Source organism: Bradyrhizobium sp. CCBAU 45321 (assembly GCF_028128975.1).
In the GTDB taxonomy this organism is placed as follows: domain Bacteria; phylum Pseudomonadota; class Alphaproteobacteria; order Rhizobiales; family Xanthobacteraceae; genus Bradyrhizobium; species Bradyrhizobium yuanmingense.
Genome location: NZ_LFKZ01000130.1, coordinates 170,928 through 193,164 on the forward strand (window position 1 = coordinate 170,928; position 22,237 = coordinate 193,164).

The window sequence follows — 22,237 nt, forward strand, 5'->3', positions numbered from 1 at the left end:
TGTGGTATGGCCCCGATGGGCCGGCATACGGCCTCCGAGAGACGCCGTTCTTCAAAACTTCACGACCACGACCGAGTGCGCGCATCGGCCTGGTTTCAGGCGCGACAAGGAGCACCGAGCGAATGCATCAGGCCGCAAGCCTGCAATTCGAGCGCGTGGTGAACGAGTTCGCCCGCTGGCTCGCCGTGCCCGAGGACGAGCGCTCGCCGGCGCCGGCTTGGTGGTGGGGACCCGCGATCGCGGTGCTCGACGTGCGCCAGCCGATGCCCGGTGCGTGGTCGCATGCGCTCGGCCTCGAAGACGGATCGACCTTTGCAGAGGGCGCGTGTCTGCTCCTCGCTCTGTTCGAGGATCAGACCTCGGTGTCTTGGCCGGAGGATTTTCCGCGCAAGGCAGACACCAAGGATGACGAGATTCGCGAGCTGCAGCCGCAGCCGTCAGACGACAGTGCGTTTCAGCCGTGACGCCGCAGCTTCCGTGACTGCAGCGTCCTGCTCCGGCTGCAGCGGCGGCGCGACGGGCAGCGCCATGGGCCGCAGCAGCTCGCTCATCTGCCGCGCCGGCAGCGGCTTGGAGATCAGGAAGCCCTGCATCTCGTCGCAGCCATGGGCGCGCAGGAATGCCTCCTGCTCGGCGTTCTCGACGCCTTCGGCGACGACGGTCATGCCGAGGGCCTTGCCCATGCTGATGATCGCCTGCGCGATGGCCTGATCCTCCGAATCCTGCGGCAGGTCGCGCACGAAGGAGCGGTCGATCTTGATGGTGTCGATCGGGAAGTGCTTCATCAGCGACATCGACGAATAGCCGGTGCCGAAATCATCGATGGCGAGACGGATGCCGCGGCTCTGGATGGAGTCGAGCACCTTCAGCGCGCGGCCGACATTGCGCATCATCATGCTCTCGGTGACCTCGAGCTGGAGCAGCACGGGCGACATGCCGGAGGCCGCCAGCGCCTCGTCGACGTCCTGCAACAGATGCTCGTCGGCAAACTGCCGCGGCGACAGGTTGACCGCCATCGACAGCGGCAGCAGGCCGCGGCGCTGCCAGGCCATGGCCTGCGCGCAGGCCTCTTTCAGCACCCAGCGGCCGATCGGCACGATCAGCCCGGTTTCCTCCGCGAGCGGAATGAACTGTGCCGGCGAGACATTGCCGAGATCGGGATGCGTCCAGCGCAGCAGCGCCTCGACGCCCGTGATCTGCCCCGTCGCCATATCCACCTTGGGCTGGTAGTTGAGCGAGAACTGCTCGCGCTCCAGCGCGCGGCGCAGCGCGCTCTCCAGCGACAGCCGCTCGATCGATTGCGTCTTCACCTCGTTGGAGAAGAAGCGATAGCCGTTCTTGCCGTCCTCCTTGGCGAGGTACATCGCCATGTCGGCGTTCTTGGTCAGCGTCTGGGCGTCGGAGCCGTTGGCCGGATACATCGCGATGCCGATCGAGGCGGTGGAATGGCACTCGTGGCCGGCCAGCTGCATGGGCTCGGCGAGCGCGGCGAGCAGCCCGGTGGCGATGCGCTGGACGTCCTCGATCTCGCCGCACTGGTCGAGGATCACCACGAACTCGTCGCCGCCGAGGCGCGCGACCACGTCGCTCGCTCGCAGAGCGCCGCGCAGGCGGTTCGCCACCTCGAGCAGGAGCAGGTCGCCGGCCTCGTGACCCAGCGAATCGTTGATGACCTTGAAGCGGTCGAGGTCGATAAACAGCACCGCAAAGCGGTGATCGTGGCGTTGCGCCGCATCGATCGCCTCGCGCAGCAGGGCGTTGAAGGTCTCGCGGTTCGGCAGGTCGGTCAAGCTGTCGTGCGAGGCGAGGTATTCGATGCGCTCGTCGGCCTTGTTCTTCTCGTCGGCGCGATCGAAGTTCTCCATCGCGAAAGCGACGTTGTCGGCGAGGCGCTGCAACAGCTCGACGAATTCGGGCGTGAAGGTCGCCGGTTCGGTCGACATGTAGATCATGACGCCAACCGCCTGGTCGTGAACGATGAGCGGAAACGCGGCGCCCGACCGCGCGCCGTCCCCGCGCACGATGGGGTGGAAGATACGGACGCGGTCGTCGTTGAGATAATCGTTGCTGATGCAGGGCTGGCGCGTGCGGAACGCCGTGCCGCTCATGCCGCGCCCTTCCGGCCGATCCGGATCGATGGAGAGACGGACATTGCGCGTGGTGCCGGCGGAGGGACCTGCGGCGGCGACGATCTCGAGCTGGTCCGTGCCGGATCTGGCTAGGGCAATCGTGGTCGAGGTGAACTTGGCGCCGTTCGATGCCGCAAGGCAGACGAGGTCAAACAGCTCGGCGCGCGACTTCGCGCGCATGATCGCCTCGTTGGTCGCACTCAGCGCCGCGAACATGCGCGTCAGGCGCTCCTTCTGCGCTTCGGTGCGGGCCTTCTCCTCAGCGCGCTCGAAATTGTCGAGTGCGAAGGAGACGTTCTCCGCGAGGCGCCCGAGCAGCTCGACCAGATCGGGCGTGAACGTATTCTCTTCCGGTGCGAGGAAGAGCAGAATGCCGATCGGTTCCCGTCCCGCTCTCAGAAGCGGGAAGCTCGCCGCAGCCCGCGTTCCATCCTCGATGGCCTTTGCGCGCCAATATGCGGAGCGCGGCTCGTTCAGATAATCGTTCATCACACTGGGCCGGCACGTCCGCAGCGAGGTGCCGATGATGCCCTGGCCTTCGGGATGATCGGCGGAAATGATGCAGGTGCGCCCGGTCATACGCTCCTGCAGGCGTCCCTTGACGGCAACGACGCGGACGAGCTCGCGCGCGTCGTCGATGATGCCGATCGTCGCCGAGGCGAACAGGTCGCCGAGCACGGCCGCCTGGCAGGCCGCCTCGAACAACTCCTCGCGCGTCTTGGCGCGCATGATGGCTTCGTTGGTCGCGCTCAGCGCCTCGAACATTCCGCTCAGACGATTGCGCTGCTTGTCCGCCCGCGCCTTCTCGTCGGCGCGGTCGAAACTTTCGAGCGCGAAGGCGACGTTGGCCTGAAGCTTGCGCAGTAGCTCGACAAGCTCCGGGGTGAAGGTGCCGCGCTCCGGGGAGTTGAACAGAAAGACGCCCTCGACCCGGTCGCCGTTGAACAGCGGCAAGGCCGCGGAGGACGCGATGCCGTTGCGGCGGGCACTGGCCTGCCACGGCGCAATGCGCTCGTCAGCGAGCACGTCGTTGCTGACGGCGGGCTGGCGCGTGCGAAACGCGGTGCCGGTCAAGCCGCGCCCTTCGGGCACCTGGTCGGAGGTGGAGAACGTGAAGTTGCGAACCTGATCCGCATTCGGCCCGTAGCAGGCGACGACGCGCAGCAGCCCGGTCTGATGGTCGACCAGCGCGACGGTGGCCGAGGTGAACTTTGCTCCCGTTGCGGTCGCCTCGCAGACGAGGTCGAACAGCTCAGCCCGCGACCGTGCCCGCAGGATCGCCTCGTTGGTGGCGCTGAGCGCCGCATACATCCGCGCCAGGCACTCTTCTTCGGCGGAGATCCGGGCTTTCTCGGCCTCGCGGCCGAAATTCTCGATCGCGAAGGAGACGTTCTCGGCCATGCGCAGCAGCAGCGCGACGATCTCCTCGTCCTTGGCCCAGGACCGGCTGATGAAGAACAGCAGCACGCCGACGCTCTCGCCGTACCTGATCAACGGCGCGACCACGCAGGCGGCGACGCCGGTGTTGACGTTGGCCTGCTCCCACGGCGTGCCCCTTGTGCGGCTGGCAAGATCGTCCTCGACGATGGCTTTCTGCGTCCGGAACACCTCGCCCGAGATACCCTTGCCGTAAGGATTGTCCGGATCGACCGAATAGCGCGCCTGGGTGACGAGATCGAGGTTCTGCCCGGTGGCGGCGACAGGCTTCATCCAGTGCGAGTCCGGCTCGCGAAGCAGCACGATGGTCGCCAGCGACTTGCCGCTGTGGACCGAAGCGTCGCACACGAGCTGGTATAGCTCCCGCTCGGTCTTGGCGCGCAGGATGGCCTCGTTGGTGGCGCTGATGGCGCCGAACATGCGGTTGAGCCGCCGCGTCGCCCGCTCGCTGGTCTGCCGCGCGGTCTCACGGGCGAAATTGTCCAGCGCGTAGGAAACGTTCGCCGACATGCGCTCGAACAGTGACACCATCTGCTCGTTCAGCGAGTTGGCCTCGCTCCGCGTCACATACAATACGCCGACGCTCTTGCCATTGCAGAGCAGCGGCAGCGCCGCGGCCGCACCGATATGCGCCTTGGCGGCGCCTTCGCGCCACGCCAGCGAGCGCGGATCGTTCAGATAGTCGTTGCTGACGCACAGCTTCTGATCGCGAAACGCCTCGCCGCCGACGCCGGATCCCTCTGGCGTGCCGGCTTCCGTCGTGATCACGATCGAGCGGAGCCGCGCAATGTCATCGCCACAACCGGCCGCGTAGCGCAGCCTTCGGCCGTCCGGCTCGACCAGGAAAACGGCAACGGCCAGAAAATCCCCGCTCGAAAACCCGGCGTCGCAGACCTTCTGGTACAGCTCCTCCGGCGATCTCGCGTACAGGATCGCTTCATTGATGGCGCTCAACGCCGCAAAGGTGCGCGCGAGTGTCGTCGGCACGATCTCAGCTCCCGGGCATTTCTGCCTATTTATCCCGGGGCCTTTATGCGCGGCGATCGCCTAAGTGGTCGTTATTGCTCGGCGCAAACCGTCGATCAAAGTGAACGAGCTGCGAACGAGCGCGACAAAACTGACCGGAATACCGCTGCGAGGTCGAACCGCCGACTAATGGCATGTTCCGTCTACCAGTTTGCAGCCTGTGTTGGTTTACGGGAGGTTGATGTCGCGGTGCCGTAGCACCTCCTTCAAAACGGCAGCGCCACGCTGGTCTTGATCTCCTTCAGCACCACGTTGCTGCGGACGTAACGGATGCCGGGGATGCGGAACATGAACTCGTCGAGGAAGCGGTTGTAGGCCGCCATGTCCTGCACGACGACGCGCAAATGATAATCGGCGTCCCCGGTGGTCGCAAAACACTCCAGCACCTCGCGGCGCTTCGTGACCCTCGCCACGAATTCATCGACGAACTTTGCATCGTGCCGCTCCAGCGAGACGTGGAGGATGGCGGACATCGCAAAGCCCGCCCGTTCGCGCGCGACCAGCGCCGCATAGCCCTGGATGACGCCGCTCTCTTCCAGCGCCCGCACCCGACGCCAGCAGGCCGAGGTGGACATGCCGACCCCGTCGGCGAGTTGCTGGTTGGTGGCGCGGCCATCTCGCTGGAGATGGGCGAGAATGCGGGTGTCCTGCTCTTCGATCATGGGAAGGCTCCAGTTCGAGCAGATCTACCAGATTGGACGCCTGCATGCAAAATTCTACCGAATTTCTATAACAGAAGGGATAAATAGGTAAGACCTACCAGCGGCCCGGGCATAACCTTCCATCACTGGGCAGGATGCCGCGCGAGGTCCGCCATGGACGCCATTGCCTCACTCGACACGTACGAGCTCTCCGATCGCTATGAGCGCGAGGAGGGCCGCGTCTTCCTCACGGGCACGCAGGCCATCGTCCGCATCGCGCTCGACCAGGCGCGACGAGACCGTGCGGCCGGGCTCAACACCGCAGGCTTCATCTCCGGCTATCGCGGCTCGCCGCTCGGTGGCATCGATCTCGAGCTCTGGCGCATCCAGGAGCGGCTCAAGCGGGACCACATCGAATTCCTCCCCGCCGTGAACGAGGACCTCGCGGCGACCGCGGTGCTGGGATCGCAGCAGGTCGAGACGCAAGGCGACCGCGAGGTCGATGGCGTATTCGGGCTCTGGTACGGCAAGGGCCCGGGCATCGATCGGTCCGGCGATGCGCTCAAGCACGGCAATGCCTATGGCTCCTCGCCGCATGGCGGCGTGCTGGTGGTCGCCGGCGACGACCATGGCTGCGTCTCCTCCTCGATGCCGCACCAGTCCGACGTCGCCTTCATGAGCTGGTTCATGCCGACGCTGCACCCCTCGGACGTCGGCGAATATCTGGCGTTCGGCGAATATGGCTATGCGCTGAGCCGCTTCTCCGGCATGTGGGTCGGCTTCAAGGCGATCTCCGAGATCGTGGAATCAGGCGCATCCGTCGCGCTGCGCCCGCCGCGCGTGTTCCGCACGCCCGACTTCACGCCGCCGCCCGGCGGCCTGCACTATCGCTGGCCCGATTTGCCGGGCCCGCAGATCGAGGAGCGGCTGGAAGCCAAGAAGCACGCCGTCTACGCCTTCGCCAAGGCCAATCCGATCGACCGCCACATCTACGATATCCCCAGCGCCACCTACGGCATCGTCACCACCGGCAAGGCGCATCTCGACCTGATGGAAGCGCTGCGGCTTATGGGCCTCGATGAAGCGGCCTGTCGCCGCATCGGCATCGACGTCTACAAGGTCGGCATGGTCTGGCCGCTGGCGCTGCACGACGCGATGGAGTTCGTGAAGGGCAAGCGCGAGATCCTGGTGGTCGAGGAGAAGCGCGGCATCATCGAGAGCCAGTTCAAGGAATATTTTTACGATTATCCCGGCAGCAAGCCCGAGCGCATGGTCGGCAAGCACGACGAAACCGGCGCACGGTTGATCTCCTGGATCGGCGAATTGTCGCCTCGCGCGCTCGCGAACGTGCTCGCGCGCCGGCTCGATCCGATGTTTCCGGGTCTCAATCTCGCCGCGCGCGCGGCCGCCCTGATGCCGGAGGCCGCGCGCACGATCAATGTCAGCGGCGCGACCCGCACGCCCTATTTCTGCTCGGGATGTCCGCACAACACCTCGACCAAAGTGCCGGAAGGATCGAAGGCGCTCGCCGGCATCGGCTGTCACTTCATGGCGAGCTGGATGGACCGCGAGACCTCCTCACTGATCCAAATGGGCGGCGAGGGCGTGAACTGGGCTGCTTCATCGCGATTCACCGGCCGCAAGCACGTGTTCCAGAATCTCGGCGAAGGCACCTATTATCACTCCGGCTCGATGGCGATCCGGCAGGCGATCGCGGCCAAGGCCAACATCACCTATAAGGTCCTGTTTAACGACGCGGTCGCCATGACCGGCGGTCAGCCGGTCGACGGGCCCGTCAGCGTCCATGCCATCGCCCACAGCGTTCGCGCCGAGGGTGTCGAGCGCATCGCCCTGGTGTCGGACGATCCCGCGCAATTCAGGCCGGCCGACCTGCCATCCGGCGTGACCATCCATCCGCGTGAGGAGATGGATGCCGTGCAGCGCGAGCTGCGCGAGGTTCCCGGCGTCTCGGTGCTGATCTACCAGCAGACCTGCGCCACCGAGAAGCGGCGCCGGCGCAAGCGCGGGCAGATGGCCGATCCCAAGCGCTTCGCTTACATCAACGACCTCGTCTGCGAAGGCTGCGGCGACTGCTCGGTCGAATCCAACTGCCTCAGCGTCGAGCCGAAGGAGACGCCGTTCGGCCGCAAGCGGCAGATCAATCTGTCGTCCTGCAACAAGGATTTTTCCTGCCTCAACGGCTTCTGCCCGAGCTTTGTCACGATCGAAGGCGCGACGCGGCGGAAGAAGAGCGCGAGCCGGATCGATGCGGCCGGCCACGCCGCCACGCTACCCCTGCCCGCCCCCGCAACGCTCGAGCGGCCCTACGATCTCTTGGTGACCGGCGTCGGCGGCACCGGCGTGATCACCGTCGGCGCGCTGATCGGCATGGCCGCGCATCTGGAACGCCGCGGCGTTTCGGTGCTCGACTTCACCGGCTTTGCGCAGAAATTCGGGCCTGTGCTGAGCTACATTCGCCTGGCCGCGAGCCCCGAGGCGCTGCACCAGGTTCGCGTCGACCAGGGCGCGGCCGATGCGCTGATCGGCTGCGACCTCGTCGTCAGCGCCTCGCCCAAAGCCTCAGGCACATATCGCCGCGGCACCCGTGCCGCCGTCAATACCGCGGAAATGCCGACCGGCGACGTGGTCCGCTTCCGCGACGCCGATCTCGCTGCGCCAAGCCGCCTGCGCGCGATCGGTCAGGTCATCGGCGAGCACAATCTCGACACGGTCAATGCCAATGCGCTGGCCGAGCGCCTGCTCGGCGATGCCGTCTACGCCAACATCATCATGCTGGGCTTTGCCTGGCAGCGCGGTCTCGTCCCTGTCTCGTTGCAGGCGCTGCTCCGCGCGATCGAGCTCAACGGCGTCGCGGTCGAACGCAACAAGCAGGCCTTTGCCTGGGGCCGGATCGCCGCTGCCGATCCGGATTTTCTGCCGACCTCGAACAAGGCACCTGAAGCCGAGACGCTCGACCAGCTCATTGCCCGGCGCGCCGAGTTCCTCACGGCCTATCAGAACGACGCCTACGCGGCGCGCTACCGGGCGATGGTCGGAAAGGTCCGCAATGCCGAGGCCAAGCTGAACAGTGAGGCGCTGACCGAGGCGGTCGCTCGCGGCCTGTTCAAGCTGATGGCCTACAAGGACGAGTACGAGGTGGCGCGGCTGCACATGCGAAGCGGCTTTCTCGACGAGCTGAAGCGTGAATTCGAGGACGGCTTCAGCATCCAGTACCACCTCGCCCCGCCGTTCCTGAAGTCGCGGCGCGATGCACGGGGACGTCCGCGCAAACGCGCCTTCGGCCAGTGGATTCAGGTGCCTCTGGCCATGCTCGCGCGCTTGAAAGCACTGCGTGGCACGCCGTTCGATCCGTTCGGCTACACCGCGGACCGGCGCGCCGAGCGTGAACTGATCGCCTGGTATGAAGGCCTGATCGAGCGGATGCTGGGCGAGCTCGATGCGGCGCATCTGCCAAATCTCGTGGCGATCGCCAAAGGCCCGATGGATATCCGCGGCTATGGCCCGGTGAAGGACATCGCGGTTGTGAAGGTGAAGGCCGACGTCGAGCGGCTACTCGCCGAACTGGACACGCCAACGCCGGCAAGGATGCTCGCCACCGGTTGACGCGGCGCCGCGGACGCTTCAGCCTCTGCTCCTTAAGGGGCGCTCTGAAGGCCTCCTGCAATCGGGTGATGCATCATGGATTTCGACCAGTTGACGCTGACCGAGGCCGCGGCCGGCCTCGCCGCCGGGACATTCACGAGCACCGCACTCACCCGGGAAGCCCTGGCCCGCGCCAAGGCCAACGCCGAACTCAATGCCTTTGTCACCCTGGACGAAGCTGGCGCCTTGAAGGCCGCGGCCGCGTTCGACGCGGCAGGCGACAAGACAAAGCCGCTCGGCGGCGTACCTATCGTGATCAAGGACAATATCGAGGTCGCGGGACTGCCCTGCAGCGCCGGCACACCGGCGCTGAAGGATTACATTCCGAAGGCCGACGCGCCTGTCGTGACAAAGCTGCGCGATGCCGGAGCGGTCATCATCGGCAAGACCAGCATGCACGAGCTCGCCTTCGGCATCTCCGGCTACAACACCGCGTTCAAGACCGGCGCCGAGTATGGCGTGCGCAACGCCTATGATCGCGCTTTAATCGCCGGCGGCTCCTCGTCAGGCACGGGCGCGGCGATCGGCGCGCGGATCGTCGCCGGCGGGCTCGGCACGGACACCGGCGGATCGGTGCGGGTGCCTGCCGCCCTGAACGGATGCGCCTCGCTGCGCCCGACCGTCGGTCGCTACCCGCAAGACGGCATCGCGCCGATCTCGCACACCCGCGATACCGCAGGCCCGATGGCTGCGACCATGGCAGATGTCGCGCTGCTCGACCGCGTCATCGCCGGTGGCGATGCGCTTGCGCCGGCGGATCTGACTCAGGTCCGAGTCGGCCTCGCGAGATCGATGCTAGCCAATCTCGATGCCGACACCGAGGCCGCGTTCCAGGAAGCCGTCGCAAAAATGAAGGTGCAAGGCGTCACGGTCGTCGAGATCGAGATGCCGCAACTGGCAGAGCTCGACGCCCAGGTCAGCTTTCCCGTCGCGCTGTACGAGGCCTATGACGATCTGGTCGCCTATCTCAGGCACACCGGCACCGGCCTCTCCATCGCGGCACTGGCGGAGCAGATCGCCAGCGCCGATGTGAAGGGCACCTATGACGGCTTGGTGATCCTGCGCAAGCTGCCTGGTCCCGACGGCACCCTGGTCGACGCCAAGCCGATCTACGACGCCGCGATCGAGATTGCGCGCCCCGCGCTGCAGGCGCTGTACGCCAGGAGCTTTGCCGACAACCGGCTCGATGCGATCGCCTTCCCGACCACGCCGCGCGTCGCCATCCCCTCCAATCCGGAGTCCAGCAGCCTCGAGAATTTCGGCCTGTTCATTCAGAACACGGACCCCGGCAGCAATGCCGGGATTCCCGGCATCCAGATCCCGATCGCGCTCGGTGCCAGCAGCAGATTGCCGATCGGGCTTGAGCTCGATGGCCCCGCTGGTAGCGATTCCCGCCTGCTCGCGATCGGCATGGCGCTCGAGGCTGCGTTCGGGCGCTTGCCGCCACCGGCTCGCTGACGGACTCCCTCCGGAAATGATCGAAGGTGGCGCCTCGTTCGTTCGGCCGGCCGGACAAGGCGAGGGGAGGTCCGATCCCGTTCATCGTGGTATTTCGATGGGGGTGGGCGTACCTTCCTTATCGCTGTCGAATACGATCAGGACGCGCAGTCCGGCGGAAGTCGCGCCCAACGGCAGTAGTCCCTCCGGCTTTCGCTTTGGATCGAACGGAAGTTCCTTCAATAGCCGCACGGTCTCGGACGCTCCGTCCCAAGAATATATTGCGTAGGCTCCCGGCCCGTCCGCACCAGGACCGGCCAGGATGAGGATGCGATCGCCGAACGCGGCGAGATCGCGTACACCCCTGTTGTCACCGAGCGGAAGTCGGAACAGCCGGTGAGGCGTGCTTTTTCGATCACCGAACAGCGCGTCTATCTCTACCGACAGGACGACGGCGCGATTGTCGTTCAAGACGGGCCCCCGGAATCCCGCGAGCAACGTCCGATCGTCCTTGATCGCCACGCCCTCGATGGTCAAGCCGTTCTTCTCCAGCCTGATATCCATGAACTCGAGAAGTGCAGGTTCGGCCGCGATGACCTCTCGCAATTGTCCCGTACGCTCGATGCCCGACGCATTGCCATCTGCCCCCGTCGTGCGGAACCGAACGATCTGGCTGCTTGCGGCAATCCTCGCTCGAATCTTATCGGCATCTTTCTTGGGGTCGAGCTTGTGGTCCTTGTCCCGCGGATGGCCATGCGAGCCGATGACGTAATACTGCCGTTTGGAGAAGGCGATGCCCTCGCCATCAAGTTCGAGCGCCTTGCCATTGAACGTGTTGTCGATCAACTTCACGGGGCTGCCGGCGACGAGCTTGCCGTCGGTCAATTCGATGAATTGAGCGCCCTGGAGATTGTCGTCGATAACGAGGCACGAACGGGGAAACCCATCAGCGGTCGTGCAGGCGATGCCGCTGACATCCTTCGACTTGCCTCCGTCCTTGCCGATCAGCTTGTTCTTGACTGGCCACGCATCGTCGGCCGCAGCAGGAGAAGGCTGCACGCCACTCGCCATCACGAGGCCGAGCAGCAAAGTCGCAATCCATCCTGTTCTGGCAATGGTCATCGAAGCCTCCCTAGAGCGGCAGTCGGGCCAGACCAAGCCATCCAGCTCCATCACAGGGATGTTGCCGCCGATCCCTTGCGAAGCTCTCACGCAAGAGAACGTTGACCGGCTTGCCGCCCGTCGATCCGTCAAACATGGAAGAGCAACAGATGGAAGAGGAGAAGCTAGAAAGCTGGCCTGGACGAAACGTCGTATCAAAAAGGATCGAACCGATTGCCTCGGTCCCAAATACATCATTCATATCTCAGGTTGTATTGTTGCAGACAACTCGGCGATGTCAACACGCTTTCTGCCGCACGTGGAGCCGCCGGTGAACGGTCTCATGAATACGGGTTGATCAGCTTCTGCTGCTCGGCGCTGTGGTGCACGAGCAGGTCGATGAAGGTCCTCACCTTCGCCGACAGATGATGACGATGCGGATAGACCGCGTTCATGGAGAGCTCGACCGTCCGATATTCCGGCAACAGGCGCACGAGGCGGCCGGCTTCGAGATCATCCTGAATGAGGAACCCCGCCATCAGGCAGATCGCGGCGCCCTCCAGCGCGACCTTGCGCAGCGCTTCTCCGCTATTGGTGACGAAGCTGCCGGAGACGCGCACCGAGGCCGGCGTGCCCTTGCGATCGAGGAAGCGCCATTCGTCGCCGAACGGATAGTTCAAGTGCCGACCACAATTGTGCCCGGCGAGTTCGTCGAGCTTTTGCACCCGGCCGTGCTTCTCGATGTAATCGTGGGAGCAACACAGCACGTGGCGCCAGGTGGCAAGGCTCCGCACGATCAGGCTTGAATCCGGTGGCTGTGTCATGCGCAGGGCAACGTCATAGCCTTCCTCGATGAGGTCGACCTCGGCCTCGCCCATGCGCAGATCGATCTTGAGCTCCGGATGGGTCGACAGCAGTTTGGCCGCAATCGGCGCGACGAACGGCACCATGTGCGTGGCGACGTGAATGCGCAGCGTGCCGCGCGGCACCGACTGCAATTCGCTCGCGATGTCGTCGGCCTGTTCGATGTCGGCGAGAATCTGGACGCAGCGGTCGTAATAGGCCTTCCCGATCTCGGTCAGATTGACCTTGCGCGTGGTGCGGTGAAGCAGCCGCACCCCGAGCCGGTCTTCCAATGCCTGCACGTGATTGCTCACCATGGTAGTCGACATGTTGAGCTTGCGGGCTGCTGCGGAGAAGCCGCCGGTCTCGACCACCCGGCTGAACACTTCGAGGCTGGTCAATCGATCCATGGCTTTCCTTGCACTGGGATGTGCGCCTCAGCAGCAATCGCGCGGCAATCGCGCTGGCGTAGCCGCGCGCCTGACCCGGTAGACATCACGAACAGGGGTGACTGCTCAGATTATCCACCCTGAATGGATAATCCTTCCAGAATCTAGCCGATTATCATCCGGGCCAGCAAGACCGATAGTCTCAGCGAGCCGACAGGAGACTGCGATGTCCGAAATGCCCCGCACCGAGACCTTCCAGCAAGCCGCTGAAATCACGCGCGATTACGCCAAGGCGCCGCCCGCTACGCCGGCCCGGAACAGGGTCCGGCGGGCGGCCTTGGTGCTCGCACTGCTCGCAACCACTGCGACCATGGGCTACTACGGACACGATTACTGGGCCAACGGCCGCTACCTCGAATCCACCGACGACGCCTATGTGAAGGCGGACTCCACGATCGTTGCGCCGAAGGTCTCTGGCTACATCGCCAAGGTGCTGGTCGGGGACAATGAGAAGGTTCGGGCGGGCCAGCTGCTGGCCAAGATCGACGACCGCGATTTCAAGGCGGCGCTCGACCAGGCGAAAGCCGACGTCGCTGCCGGCGAAGCCTCGGTCCGCAACATCGACGCCCAGCTCGAACTGCAGCAGCCGATCATCGAACAGAGCACCGCCGACGTCGCAGCTGCAGAAGCCAATCTGAAATTCGCGCAGGAGGAGCGCGCCCGCTACGACGACCTCATGAAGTCGGGCTCCGGCACGATCCAGCGCGCGCAGCAGACCGACGCGGCGCTGCGCGCCAGCAGCGCACAATTGCAGCATGCCAAGTCCGGCCTCGTCGCCGCGCAGCGCAAGGTCGACGTGCTCACCACCCAGCGCGCTCAGGCCACCGCCCAGCTCGAACGCGCCCGCGCGGTCGCGCAGCAGGCGGCGCTGAACCTGTCCTATACCGAGATCACCGCGCCGGTGGACGGCACGGTCGGCGCCCGCAGCTTGCGTGTCGGCCAATACGTGCAGGCCGGCACGCAATTGATGGCGGTGGTGCCGCTCGACGCCGTCTACGTCGTCGCCAATTTCAAGGAGACCCAGCTCACGCATGTGCGGCCGGGCCAGCCGGTCGAGTTGCACGTCGACAGCTTCCGCAACACCACCCTGCGCGGCCATGTCGACAGCCTGTCGCCGGCGAGCGGGCTCGAATTCGCACTGCTGCCGCCCGACAACGCCACCGGCAACTTCACCAAGATCGTGCAGCGCGTTCCGGTGAAGATCGTCCTCGACGACCACAGCCTCACCGGCTTGCTGCGGCCCGGCATGTCCGCGGTGCCGACCGTCGACACCAAACAGGCGGTGCTGGCCGAGCGGGAGACGGCCAAGCGTCTCGCCGGCAGTACGTCCCGCGCGAATGGCGGTTGAAACCATGAGCACGCTCCAACCGACGGTCGACGCCGCTGCCGGCCTCCCCGCCCCCGCTGCCCCCCTCGCGCCCACGGTGTCGACAAAAACCTGGATCGCGGTGATCGGCGCCACGCTCGGCGCCTTCATGGCAGTTCTGAACATCCAGATCGTCAACGCCTCGCTCGCGGACATCCAGGGCGCGATCGGCGCCGGCATCGACGACGGCGGCTGGATCTCGACCTCCTATTTGATCGCCGAGATCGTGGTCATCCCGCTGTCGGGCTGGCTGGCGCAGGTGTTCTCGATCCGCATCTACCTGCTCACCAACGCGATCCTGTTCCTGATTCTGTCCGCGGCCTGCGCGCTGGCGCAGGATCTGTCGCAGATGATCGTGCTGCGCGCCATCCAGGGCTTCACCGGCGGCGTGCTGATCCCGATGGCCTTCACGCTGATCATCATGCTGCTGCCGCGCGCCAAGCAGCCGGTCGGCCTTGCGCTGTTCGCGCTGTCGGCGACTTTCGCGCCGGCGATCGGCCCGACCATCGGCGGCTATCTCACCGAGAATTTCGGCTGGCAATACATCTTCTACGTCAACCTGGTGCCCGGCGCGATCATGGTCGGCATGCTCTGGTACGCGCTCGAGCCCAAGCCGATGAAGCTGGCGCTGCTTCGCGAGGGCGACTGGGCCGGCATCATCACCATGGCGATCGGCCTGTCCGCGCTCCAGACCGTGCTGGAGGAAGGCAACAAGGACGACTGGTTCGGCTCGCCGTTCATCGTCAAGCTCTCGATCATCGCCGCTGTTGCGCTGACGGCATTCCTGATCATCGAGCTCACGGTGAAGAAGCCGCTGCTCAATCTGCGTCTGCTCGTGCGTCGCAACTTCGGCTTCGGCATGCTCGCGAACTTCCTGCTCGGCATTGCACTCTACGGCTCCGTGTTCATCCTGCCGCAATATCTGTCACGCATCCAGGGCTACAATGCCGAGCAGATCGGCATGGTGCTGGCCTGGACCGGGCTGCCGCAACTCGTGCTGATCCCGCTGGTGCCGCGCCTGATGCAGAAGTTCGATGCGCGGATCATCATCGGCGTCGGCTTCGTTCTGTTCGCAGCATCAAATTTCATGAACATTTACATGACCAACGACTATGCCGCCGACCAGCTGCTGTGGCCCAATGTCGTGCGCGCCATCGGCCAGGCGCTGGTGATGGCGCCGTTGTCGGCGGTGGCGACGGCAGGCATCGAAGCGGAGAATGCGGGCTCGGCCTCCGGCCTGTTCAACATGATGCGCAATCTCGGCGGCGCCGTCGGCATCGCGCTTTTGCAAACCGTGCTGTCCAAGCGCGAGCAATATCACTCCAACGTGCTGATGCAGTCGGTCTCTGTTTTCGAGGAGGCCACGCGCACGCGGCTCGAGCAGCTCACGCAATATTTCGTCAATCACGGCGTTCTCGACCGTGCGGACGCCGCGCATCGCGCCTATGTCGCGATCGGCCATACCGTACAGAAGCAGGCCTTCATCTTCGCCTTCAGCGACACGTTCTACTTGCTCGGCATGGCGCTGATCGTTGCCCTCGTCGCCGTATTCTTTCTGAAGAAGCCCGGCCAAGTCTCGGCCGGCGGAGCCCACTAACCCAACCAAAGAAAAGGAGAACGACCATGAAGCCCCGCATGAACTACTACCAGGCCGCGCCCGATACGATCAAAGCGCTGATGGCGCTTGAGCAGCAGATCCAGTCGACGGGCCTTGAGAAATCGCTGATCGAGCTGGTCAAGATCCGGGCCTCGCAGATCAACGGCTGCGCCTTCTGCATCAACATGCACACCGAGGACGCCCGCAAGCGCGGCGAGACCGAGCAGCGCATCTACCTGCTCAACGCCTGGCGCGAATCCCCGCTCTATTCCGACCGCGAGCGCGCCGCGCTGGCCTGGACCGAAGCGTTGACGCTGATCGCCGAGACGCACGCGCCCGACGAGACTTACGAACAGGTTCGCGCGCAGTTCTCCGAGGAGGAGACGGTGAACTTGACCATGCTGATCGGTGCCATCAATGCCTGGAACAGGATCGCGATCGCGTTCCGAGCCGTGCATCCGGTGAAGGTGAAGGCGTCGGTGGCGTAGGCTGCAGCGCCGTCTCGGACGCAGTCTTGTAGGGTGGGCAAAGGCGCACTTGCGCCGTGCCCACCATCTCTCCATGAACTCAAGAAAAGGTGGGCACGCTTCGCTTTGCCCACCCTACGGCAGCCGAGTGTGTGGCTCAGACCGCCGTCGCCTTGGCGAAGTCCACGTAGATCTCGCGCAAGCGCGTCGCCATCGGGCCGGGCTTGCCGTCGCCGATCGTCTTGCCGTCGATGGCGACCACCGGCTGCACGAACGAGGATGCGCTGGTGATGAAGGCTTCCTTGGCGGCGAGCGCTTCGGCGACCGTGAAGGAGCGTTCCTCGACGCGCAGCTGGCGCTCCTCGGCAAGCGCAATCACGGCCTTGCGGGTGCAGCCGGGCAGGATCGCGTTGGAGTTCTGGCGGGTGACGATGACGTCGTCCTTGGTCAGGATGAACGCCGTGGACGAGCCGCCCTCGGTGACGTAGCCATCCTGCAGCATCCAGGCTTCGCCCGCGCCGGCTTCGGCCGCGGCCTGCTTCGCCAGCACCTGCGCCAGCAGCGCCACGCTCTTGATGTCGCGGCGCTCCCAGCGGATGTCGGGCACCGTGATGACATTGATGCCGGTCTTGGCCACCGCGGCGTTGATGATGTCCTTCTCGGACGTGAACATCACCAGGCTCGACTTGACGTCGGCCTTGGGAAACGGGAAGTCGCGCCCCTTGTCGGCGCCGCGCGTCACCTGGAGATAGACGAGGCCGTTCACGAGCTTGTTGCGCGCGATCAGCTCCTTCTGCAACTCGGTGATGCGCTCGATGGTCTCCGGCAGCTTCAACTTGATCTCGCCGACGGACCGCTCCAGCCGCCCCAGATGCGAAGCATTGTCGACCAGCTTGCCGTCGAGCACGGCCGAGACCTCGTAGATGCCGTCGGCGAACAGGAAGCCGCGATCGAGCACCGAGATCTTGGCTTCCGAGAGCGGGACGAATGAGCCGTTGACGTAGGCGATCGAGTCCAAGGCAGGTCTCCTGGGAGGGGAAGGGATTTGGCCACGGGTATAGGAGATTTGGCGGGCTCGATAAACCCACGATCCGTCATTACGGGGCATTCGCAACGCGAATGAGCCCGGAATCCATCTCACCGCGGTACTGCCGCATGATGGATCCCGGGCTCGCGCTATGCGCGCCCCGGGATGACGACCGTTAATGCGACAAAATCTTCGACAAGAACTTCTGTGCGCGGTCGCTGCGGGGCTTGCCGAAGAAGTCTTCCTTCGCCGCGTCCTCGACGATCTCGCCACGGTCCATGAAGATCACGCGATTGGCCACTTTGCGGGCAAAGCCCATCTCGTGGGTGACAACCATCATGGTCATGCCCTCATGAGCGAGGTCCACCATGACGTCGAGCACCTCACTGACCATTTCCGGATCGAGCGCCGAGGTCGGCTCGTCGAACAGCATGACGATCGGATCCATGGCGAGCGCACGGGCGATCGCAACGCGCTGCTGCTGGCCGCCGGACAGATTCGCGGGATACTTTTGCGCCTGTTCCTTGAGGCCCACGCGCTCCAGCAGCTGCATGCCTTTCGCCATCGCCTTGTCGCGCGACCGGTCGAGCACCTTCTCCTGCGCGAGACAGAGATTGTCGATGATCTTCAGGTGAGGAAACAGCTCGAAGTGCTGGAACACCATGCCGACGCGCGAACGCAGCTTCGGCAGGTTGGTCTTGGGATCGTTCACCTTGATGCCGTCGACCAGGATGTCGCCGCTCTGGAACGGCTCCAGCGCGTTGACGCATTTGATCAGCGTCGACTTGCCCGAGCCCGAGGGGCCGCAGACCACGACCACCTCGCCCTTGGTGACATTGGTGGTGCAGTCGGTCAGCACCTGGAAGGTGGGGCTGTACCATTTGTTGACGTGGCTGATTTCGATCATGAGCGGGGAGCCCTAGCGAATGATGGCGATGCGCGCCTGGAGGCGGCGGACGCCGTAGGACGCGATACAGGAGATGGTGAAGTAGACCACGGCGGCGAACAGATACATTTCGACCAGGCGGCCGTCGCGCTGCGCCACCTTGCTCGCCGCGCCCAGGAAGTCGGTGATCGACAGGACGTAGACCAGCGAGGTGTCCTGGAACAGCACGATGGTCTGCGTGATCAGCACCGGCAGCATGTTGCGGAAGGCCTGCGGCAGCACGACGTAGCGCATGGTCTGCGCGTAAGTCAGCCCCAGCGCGCTGGCCGCGGCCGGCTGGCCGCGCGAGATCGACTGGATGCCGGCGCGCATGATCTCGGAGAAATACGCCGCCTCGAACATGATGAAGGTAATCAGCGAGGATGCGAAGGCGCCGACGCTGATCGGACGCGAGGCACCGGTCACCCACTGCCCGATATAGGGCACCAGGAAGTAGAACCAGAAGATCACCAGCACCAACGGCAGCGAGCGCATGAAGTCGACATAGATGCCGGCGATGCGCCCGAGAATCTTGAAGCCGGACAGCCGCATCAGGGCGAGCGCCGTGCCGAAGATGAGACCGCCGAGAGCTGCAAGGAAGGTCAGCGTCAGGGTGAACGTCATGCCCTCGTAGAACAGATAGGGCAGCGCGCGGCGGATGACATCGAAATCGAGATTGCCGAACATCGCTTATTTCCCCGTGATGTAGCCGGGGATCGCGACCCAGCGCTCGAGGAAGCGCATCGCGGTCACGACGACGGCGTTGACGAGGAGATAGAGGATGGTCGCGGCGGTGAAGGCCTCGAACACCTGGAACGAGAATTCCTGCATCGAGCGCGCCTGTCCGGTCAGCTCGAGCAGGCCGATGGTGATCGCGACGGCCGTGTTCTTGATGGTGTTGAGGAATTCAGACGTCAGCGGCGGCAGGATGATGCGGAAGGCCATCGGCAGCAGCACGTAACGATAGCCCTGCGCGGTGGTGAGGCCCAGCGCCGTTGCCGCCATCTTCTGCCCACGCGGCAGCGAGCCGATGCCGGCCTGCAGCTGCACGGCCACGCGCGCCGACATGAAGAAGCCGACGCCGATCGCCGCCGTCCAGAACGGCGCGTTCGGCAGTTGCTTCAGCCAAGTGCCGGCGCCTTTTGGCAACAGCTCCGGGAGTACGAAGTACCACAGGAAGAGCTGCACGAGCAGGGGCATGTTGCGGAAGAATTCGACGTAGGCGAAGCCGAACCAGTTCGCTCCCTTCGACGGCAGCGTGCGCATCACGCCGACGAGCGAGCCGGTGATCAGTGCAATGACCCAAGCCAGCGCCGCGGTCTTGAGGGTCAGCACCAGGCCCGACAGCAGCATGTCGAGGTAGGTGCCGGTCCCCATCGGGTTCGGCTGGAAGAAGATTCCCCAGTTCCAGTTATAGTTCACGTGTCCCCCGCGCGAACGCGCCCGTCATTGGACGTCTTCAGAGAAGTCTTGTTCAGAGCAGTCCTGGGCGCCTATGCAAATGTCCGGCCACCCTGGTGTCAAGAGTGGCCGGACATGATCCCAATCGAAAGATCGAGGTTTTACCTTACTTGTAATCGTCCGGGTTCGGCGAGTCCGTCGGCTTGGCGAACTCGTTCTTCAGCTCGGCCGAGATCGGCGTGTTGAGGTTCAGGCCCTTCGGCGGGATCTTCTGGGTGAACCATTTGTTGTAGATCTTCTCGGCCTCGCCCGAGGTGTAGAGCGCCGCGGTCGCGGCATCGACCACCTTCTTGAAGGCGGGATCGTCCTTGCGCAGCATGATGCCGTAGGGCTCGGGCTTGGAGAACGCATCCTTGGAGATGACATAGTCGTCCGGGTTCTTCGAGCCGGCGACGAGGCTCGCCAGCAGGATGTCGTCCATGACGAAGGCGACCGCGCGGTCGGTCTCGACCATCAGGAAGGCTTCGGCGTGATCCTTGGCCGGGATGATATTGGCGCCGAGGCCTTTGGCGACATTGGCCTCGGTGAGCTGCTTGATGTTGGTGGTGCCGGCGGTCGAGACCACGGTCTTGCCCTTGAGATCGTCGATCGATTTCAGGCCGCTCGACTTCTTGAAGACATAGCGGCTGGCCGTCAGGTAGTGGGTGTTGGTGAAGGCGACCTGCTTCTGACGCTCGGCATTGTTAGTGGTCGAGCCGCATTCGAGGTCGATGGTGCCATTGGCCATCAGCGGGATACGGGTCGCTGAGGTCACCGGGTTGAGCTTAACCTCGAGCTTGTCGAGCTTGAGCTCCTTCTTCACGGCGTCGACGATCTTGTAGCAGATGTCCATCGCGAACCCGACGGGCTTCTGGTTGTCGTCGAGATAGGAGAACGGGATCGAGGAGTCGCGGAAGCCGAGCGTGATCGCGCCGGTGTCCTTGATGTTCTTCAGCGTGCCGGTCAGCTCCTGGGCCCCGGCCTGGCTGACGACGAAGGTCGCGGCAAGCGCGAGCCCGATGTGACGGAAATGTTTCACTTTTTCTTCCCCTTTCGGATGATGCGGCCCGGATGCAAGCACAAATCGAGCCGGATTAGAATGTAACTTTCGGCTGGATCAAGGGCTCAGGTTAACGGGCCTGTCAGTGGCTTTGGCAACTCGCCGAGATCCCAGAACAGCCCGGCCATCACCGTCAAGGCCTCTTCGGTTAATGGCAGCAGGATGTGCTCATTGGGCGCATGCTGGGAGCAGCCGGGATAGGAATGCGGCACCCAGATTGTCGGCAGGCCCAGGATCTCGGAAAACACGTCATTGGGCAGCGAACCGCCGAAATTCGGCAGCACGGCCGGTGCCTTGCCGGTGGTCTCACGCACCGAATTTGCGGCCCATTTGATCCACGGGCTGTCGAAATCGGTGCGCGATGCAGCAAAACTCTGCGCCGCCCGCACCTCGACCATCGGAAAGCCCTTTGCGACCAGATGCGCACGGATCGCCTCGATCAACCCTTCAACCTTCGTCCCGACCACGAAACGCAGCTGCAGCACGGCATTGGCCTGGCCCGGGATAGCGTTGGCCGGCTTCTCGATATTGCCTGAGGACATCGCCAGCACCTCCAGCGTGTTCCAGGCGTAGAGCCGTTCGGCGGCCGAAAGACCCTCCTCGCCCCAGTTTTCGGCCAGCGCCGGCTCGTCGGCCGTCGGCACCACCTCGACGTCGGCGAGATAGGAGCGGATCTGGTTGGTCAGCCGCGGCGGCTTCAAGGCGTCGAGCTGAAGGCGGCCATGGCCGTCGACCAGGGTGGAGATCGCGTTGACCAGGATGGTCGCGGGGTTGGCGAGCACGCCGCCCCAATTGCCGGAATGGTGCCCGCCGTCGCGCAAGTTCACGTCGAGATGGATGCGGATGCCGCCCCGGCAGCCGAGAAAGAGCGTCGGCCGATCGGCCGAGAGGCGCGGCCCGTCCGAGGCCATGAACAGGTCGGCCTTGAGAGCCTCGCGGTGGAGATCGCAGACCTTGCCGAGATCGGGCGAGCCGATCTCCTCGCCCATCTCGATGATGAACTTGGCGTTGAAGCCGAGCTTACCGCCGCGCGCCTCGCGCACTGCACGCAGCGCCGCCATGTTGATGCTGTGCTGGCCCTTGTTGTCGGCGGTGCCGCGGCCATAGAGGCGCGTGCCGGAAGCATTGGTGCGCCAGGGATCCCGGCCCTCACGCCACTCGCCTTCCATACCGTCGACGACGTCGCCATGGCCGTAGACCAGCACGGTCGGCGCAGACGCGCTCTCGTGATGCTCGGCGAACAGGAACGGCGCCTTGCCGCTCGGGGATTCGACGATGCGGCTGGAAAAATCGAGCGCGGCGAAAGCCGGCTGCATCTCCTGCTCCAGATAGGCACGCAGCTCGGGGCCGCGCTGCGGATTCTGGCTCTCGGTCTTGTAGGCGACGCGGCGGTCGAGTTCGGCGAGGAACGCGCCGGACTTGAAATCCTCACGGGCGCGGGCGATGGCGTCGGCTCTGGTCATACTTGCTTTTCGAGATGTGAGACGAAGGACCTTACCTGAGGCGGGTTGGCCTTCGAAAGTGGCGGGGACTGGATAGTTCTTGTAGTTCTCTTCTCGTGGTTCTCTTGGGATTTTCGTTCTTGCTTCCTTGAGACTGGCTTGCCAAGCGCAGCTGCGACGCTGACTT

The 22,237-nt window shown here is 64.4% G+C and carries 17 protein-coding genes; 7 read left to right on the forward strand and 10 right to left on the reverse strand.

Translation table 11 applies throughout. The features are described from left to right. Positions 1–122 precede the first annotated feature (122 nt). Positions 123–464 carry a hypothetical protein gene (locus tag ACM43_RS33335; RefSeq protein ID WP_157283101.1) on the forward strand — a complete coding sequence of 114 codons (342 nt, stop codon included), beginning with the start codon at positions 123–125 and terminating at the stop codon, positions 462–464. Here ACM43_RS33335 and ACM43_RS33340 read toward each other — a convergent pair. Beyond that, entirely contained in the window at positions 438–4,553 is a 4,116-nt protein-coding gene (locus tag ACM43_RS33340) for a bifunctional diguanylate cyclase/phosphodiesterase (protein ID WP_271545905.1), read from the reverse strand. The two genes, ACM43_RS33335 and ACM43_RS33340, sit on opposite strands and share 27 nt — an antisense overlap. A 245-nt stretch (positions 4,554–4,798) precedes the next feature. Then, positions 4,799–5,254 carry an Lrp/AsnC family transcriptional regulator gene (locus ACM43_RS33345; protein WP_036021113.1) on the reverse strand — a complete coding sequence of 152 codons (456 nt, stop codon included), beginning with the start codon at positions 5,252–5,254 and terminating at the stop codon, positions 4,799–4,801. Positions 5,255–5,407: 153 nt separating this feature from the next. Between ACM43_RS33345 and ACM43_RS33350 the strand changes: the two genes are divergently transcribed. Beyond that, positions 5,408–8,857: an indolepyruvate ferredoxin oxidoreductase family protein gene (locus tag ACM43_RS33350; protein ID WP_271545907.1), complete on the forward strand. Its 3,450-nt coding sequence runs from the start codon at positions 5,408–5,410 to the stop codon at positions 8,855–8,857. Positions 8,858–8,932: 75 nt separating this feature from the next. Beyond that, complete coding sequence (gene iaaH / locus ACM43_RS33355; RefSeq protein ID WP_271545909.1) at positions 8,933–10,354, forward strand: indoleacetamide hydrolase; 1,422 nt, start codon at positions 8,933–8,935, stop codon at positions 10,352–10,354. An 81-nt stretch (positions 10,355–10,435) separates the two neighbouring features. Here the strand turns inward: iaaH and ACM43_RS33360 are convergent, their stop codons facing one another. After that, the gene (locus tag ACM43_RS33360; RefSeq protein WP_271545910.1) at positions 10,436–11,455 is read right to left on the reverse strand and encodes a DUF3616 domain-containing protein; all 1,020 of its coding nucleotides are present in this window, start codon (positions 11,453–11,455) and stop codon (positions 10,436–10,438) included. On the opposite strand from ACM43_RS33360, the gene ACM43_RS33365 reads away from it, so the two are divergent. Next, the gene (locus ACM43_RS33365; protein WP_271545912.1) at positions 11,448–11,792 is read left to right on the forward strand and encodes a hypothetical protein; all 345 of its coding nucleotides are present in this window, start codon (positions 11,448–11,450) and stop codon (positions 11,790–11,792) included. The genes ACM43_RS33360 and ACM43_RS33365 overlap by 8 nt on opposite strands. Here ACM43_RS33365 and ACM43_RS33370 read toward each other — a convergent pair. Next, positions 11,776–12,687 carry a LysR family transcriptional regulator gene (locus ACM43_RS33370; protein WP_157283105.1) on the reverse strand — a complete coding sequence of 304 codons (912 nt, stop codon included), beginning with the start codon at positions 12,685–12,687 and terminating at the stop codon, positions 11,776–11,778. The genes ACM43_RS33365 and ACM43_RS33370 overlap by 17 nt on opposite strands. A gap of 205 nt (positions 12,688–12,892) precedes the next feature. On the opposite strand from ACM43_RS33370, the gene ACM43_RS33375 reads away from it, so the two are divergent. The 3 genes from ACM43_RS33375 to ACM43_RS33385 are packed head-to-tail and all read left to right on the forward strand — an operon-like array spanning position 12,893 to position 16,177. After that, positions 12,893–14,074, forward strand: coding sequence for an HlyD family secretion protein (locus ACM43_RS33375; RefSeq protein ID WP_271545914.1), 1,182 nt, complete (start codon positions 12,893–12,895; stop codon positions 14,072–14,074). A gap of 4 nt (positions 14,075–14,078) precedes the next feature. Further along, a complete protein-coding gene (locus ACM43_RS33380) occupies positions 14,079–15,689 on the forward strand; it encodes an MDR family MFS transporter (RefSeq protein ID WP_271545916.1) in 1,611 nt (536 codons plus the stop codon). 26 nt (positions 15,690–15,715) lie between these two features. Then, positions 15,716–16,177: a carboxymuconolactone decarboxylase family protein gene (locus ACM43_RS33385; RefSeq protein WP_271545917.1), complete on the forward strand. Its 462-nt coding sequence runs from the start codon at positions 15,716–15,718 to the stop codon at positions 16,175–16,177. 136 nt (positions 16,178–16,313) lie between these two features. Here the strand turns inward: ACM43_RS33385 and ACM43_RS33390 are convergent, their stop codons facing one another. From ACM43_RS33390 to ACM43_RS33415, 6 genes are all read right to left on the reverse strand, one after another. Continuing rightward, positions 16,314–17,174: a D-amino-acid transaminase gene (locus tag ACM43_RS33390; RefSeq protein WP_157283109.1), complete on the reverse strand. Its 861-nt coding sequence runs from the start codon at positions 17,172–17,174 to the stop codon at positions 16,314–16,316. 184 nt (positions 17,175–17,358) lie between these two features. Next, positions 17,359–18,090: an amino acid ABC transporter ATP-binding protein gene (locus ACM43_RS33395; RefSeq protein WP_128266202.1), complete on the reverse strand. Its 732-nt coding sequence runs from the start codon at positions 18,088–18,090 to the stop codon at positions 17,359–17,361. Positions 18,091–18,102: 12 nt separating this feature from the next. Next, positions 18,103–18,795: an amino acid ABC transporter permease gene (locus tag ACM43_RS33400; protein WP_271545918.1), complete on the reverse strand. Its 693-nt coding sequence runs from the start codon at positions 18,793–18,795 to the stop codon at positions 18,103–18,105. A gap of 3 nt (positions 18,796–18,798) precedes the next feature. Continuing rightward, positions 18,799–19,530 carry an amino acid ABC transporter permease gene (locus ACM43_RS33405; RefSeq protein WP_126259516.1) on the reverse strand — a complete coding sequence of 244 codons (732 nt, stop codon included), beginning with the start codon at positions 19,528–19,530 and terminating at the stop codon, positions 18,799–18,801. A gap of 145 nt (positions 19,531–19,675) precedes the next feature. Further along, positions 19,676–20,587: an amino acid ABC transporter substrate-binding protein gene (locus ACM43_RS33410; RefSeq protein WP_271545923.1), complete on the reverse strand. Its 912-nt coding sequence runs from the start codon at positions 20,585–20,587 to the stop codon at positions 19,676–19,678. 86 nt (positions 20,588–20,673) lie between these two features. After that, a complete protein-coding gene (locus tag ACM43_RS33415; protein ID WP_271545925.1) occupies positions 20,674–22,071 on the reverse strand; it encodes a M20 family metallopeptidase in 1,398 nt (465 codons plus the stop codon). Positions 22,072–22,237: the final 166 nt, after the last annotated feature.

Excerpts from the sequence above, each read along its gene's own strand:
- ACM43_RS33335 (WP_157283101.1), top strand. The coding sequence starts at position 123 with ATGCATCAGGCCGCAAGCCTGCAATTCGAGCGCGTGGTGAACGAGTTC.
- ACM43_RS33345 (WP_036021113.1), bottom strand. The coding sequence starts at position 5,254 with ATGATCGAAGAGCAGGACACCCGCATTCTCGCCCATCTCCAGCGAGAT.
- ACM43_RS33350 (WP_271545907.1), top strand. The coding sequence starts at position 5,408 with ATGGACGCCATTGCCTCACTCGACACGTACGAGCTCTCCGATCGCTAT.
- iaaH (WP_271545909.1), top strand. The coding sequence starts at position 8,933 with ATGGATTTCGACCAGTTGACGCTGACCGAGGCCGCGGCCGGCCTCGCC.
- ACM43_RS33365 (WP_271545912.1), top strand. The coding sequence starts at position 11,448 with ATGGTCATCGAAGCCTCCCTAGAGCGGCAGTCGGGCCAGACCAAGCCA.
- ACM43_RS33360 (WP_271545910.1), bottom strand. The coding sequence starts at position 11,455 with ATGACCATTGCCAGAACAGGATGGATTGCGACTTTGCTGCTCGGCCTC.
- ACM43_RS33370 (WP_157283105.1), bottom strand. The coding sequence starts at position 12,687 with ATGGATCGATTGACCAGCCTCGAAGTGTTCAGCCGGGTGGTCGAGACC.
- ACM43_RS33375 (WP_271545914.1), top strand. The coding sequence starts at position 12,893 with ATGTCCGAAATGCCCCGCACCGAGACCTTCCAGCAAGCCGCTGAAATC.
- ACM43_RS33380 (WP_271545916.1), top strand. The coding sequence starts at position 14,079 with ATGAGCACGCTCCAACCGACGGTCGACGCCGCTGCCGGCCTCCCCGCC.
- ACM43_RS33385 (WP_271545917.1), top strand. The coding sequence starts at position 15,716 with ATGAAGCCCCGCATGAACTACTACCAGGCCGCGCCCGATACGATCAAA.
- ACM43_RS33395 (WP_128266202.1), bottom strand. The coding sequence starts at position 18,090 with ATGATCGAAATCAGCCACGTCAACAAATGGTACAGCCCCACCTTCCAG.
- ACM43_RS33400 (WP_271545918.1), bottom strand. The coding sequence starts at position 18,795 with ATGTTCGGCAATCTCGATTTCGATGTCATCCGCCGCGCGCTGCCCTAT.
- ACM43_RS33415 (WP_271545925.1), bottom strand. The coding sequence starts at position 22,071 with ATGACCAGAGCCGACGCCATCGCCCGCGCCCGTGAGGATTTCAAGTCC.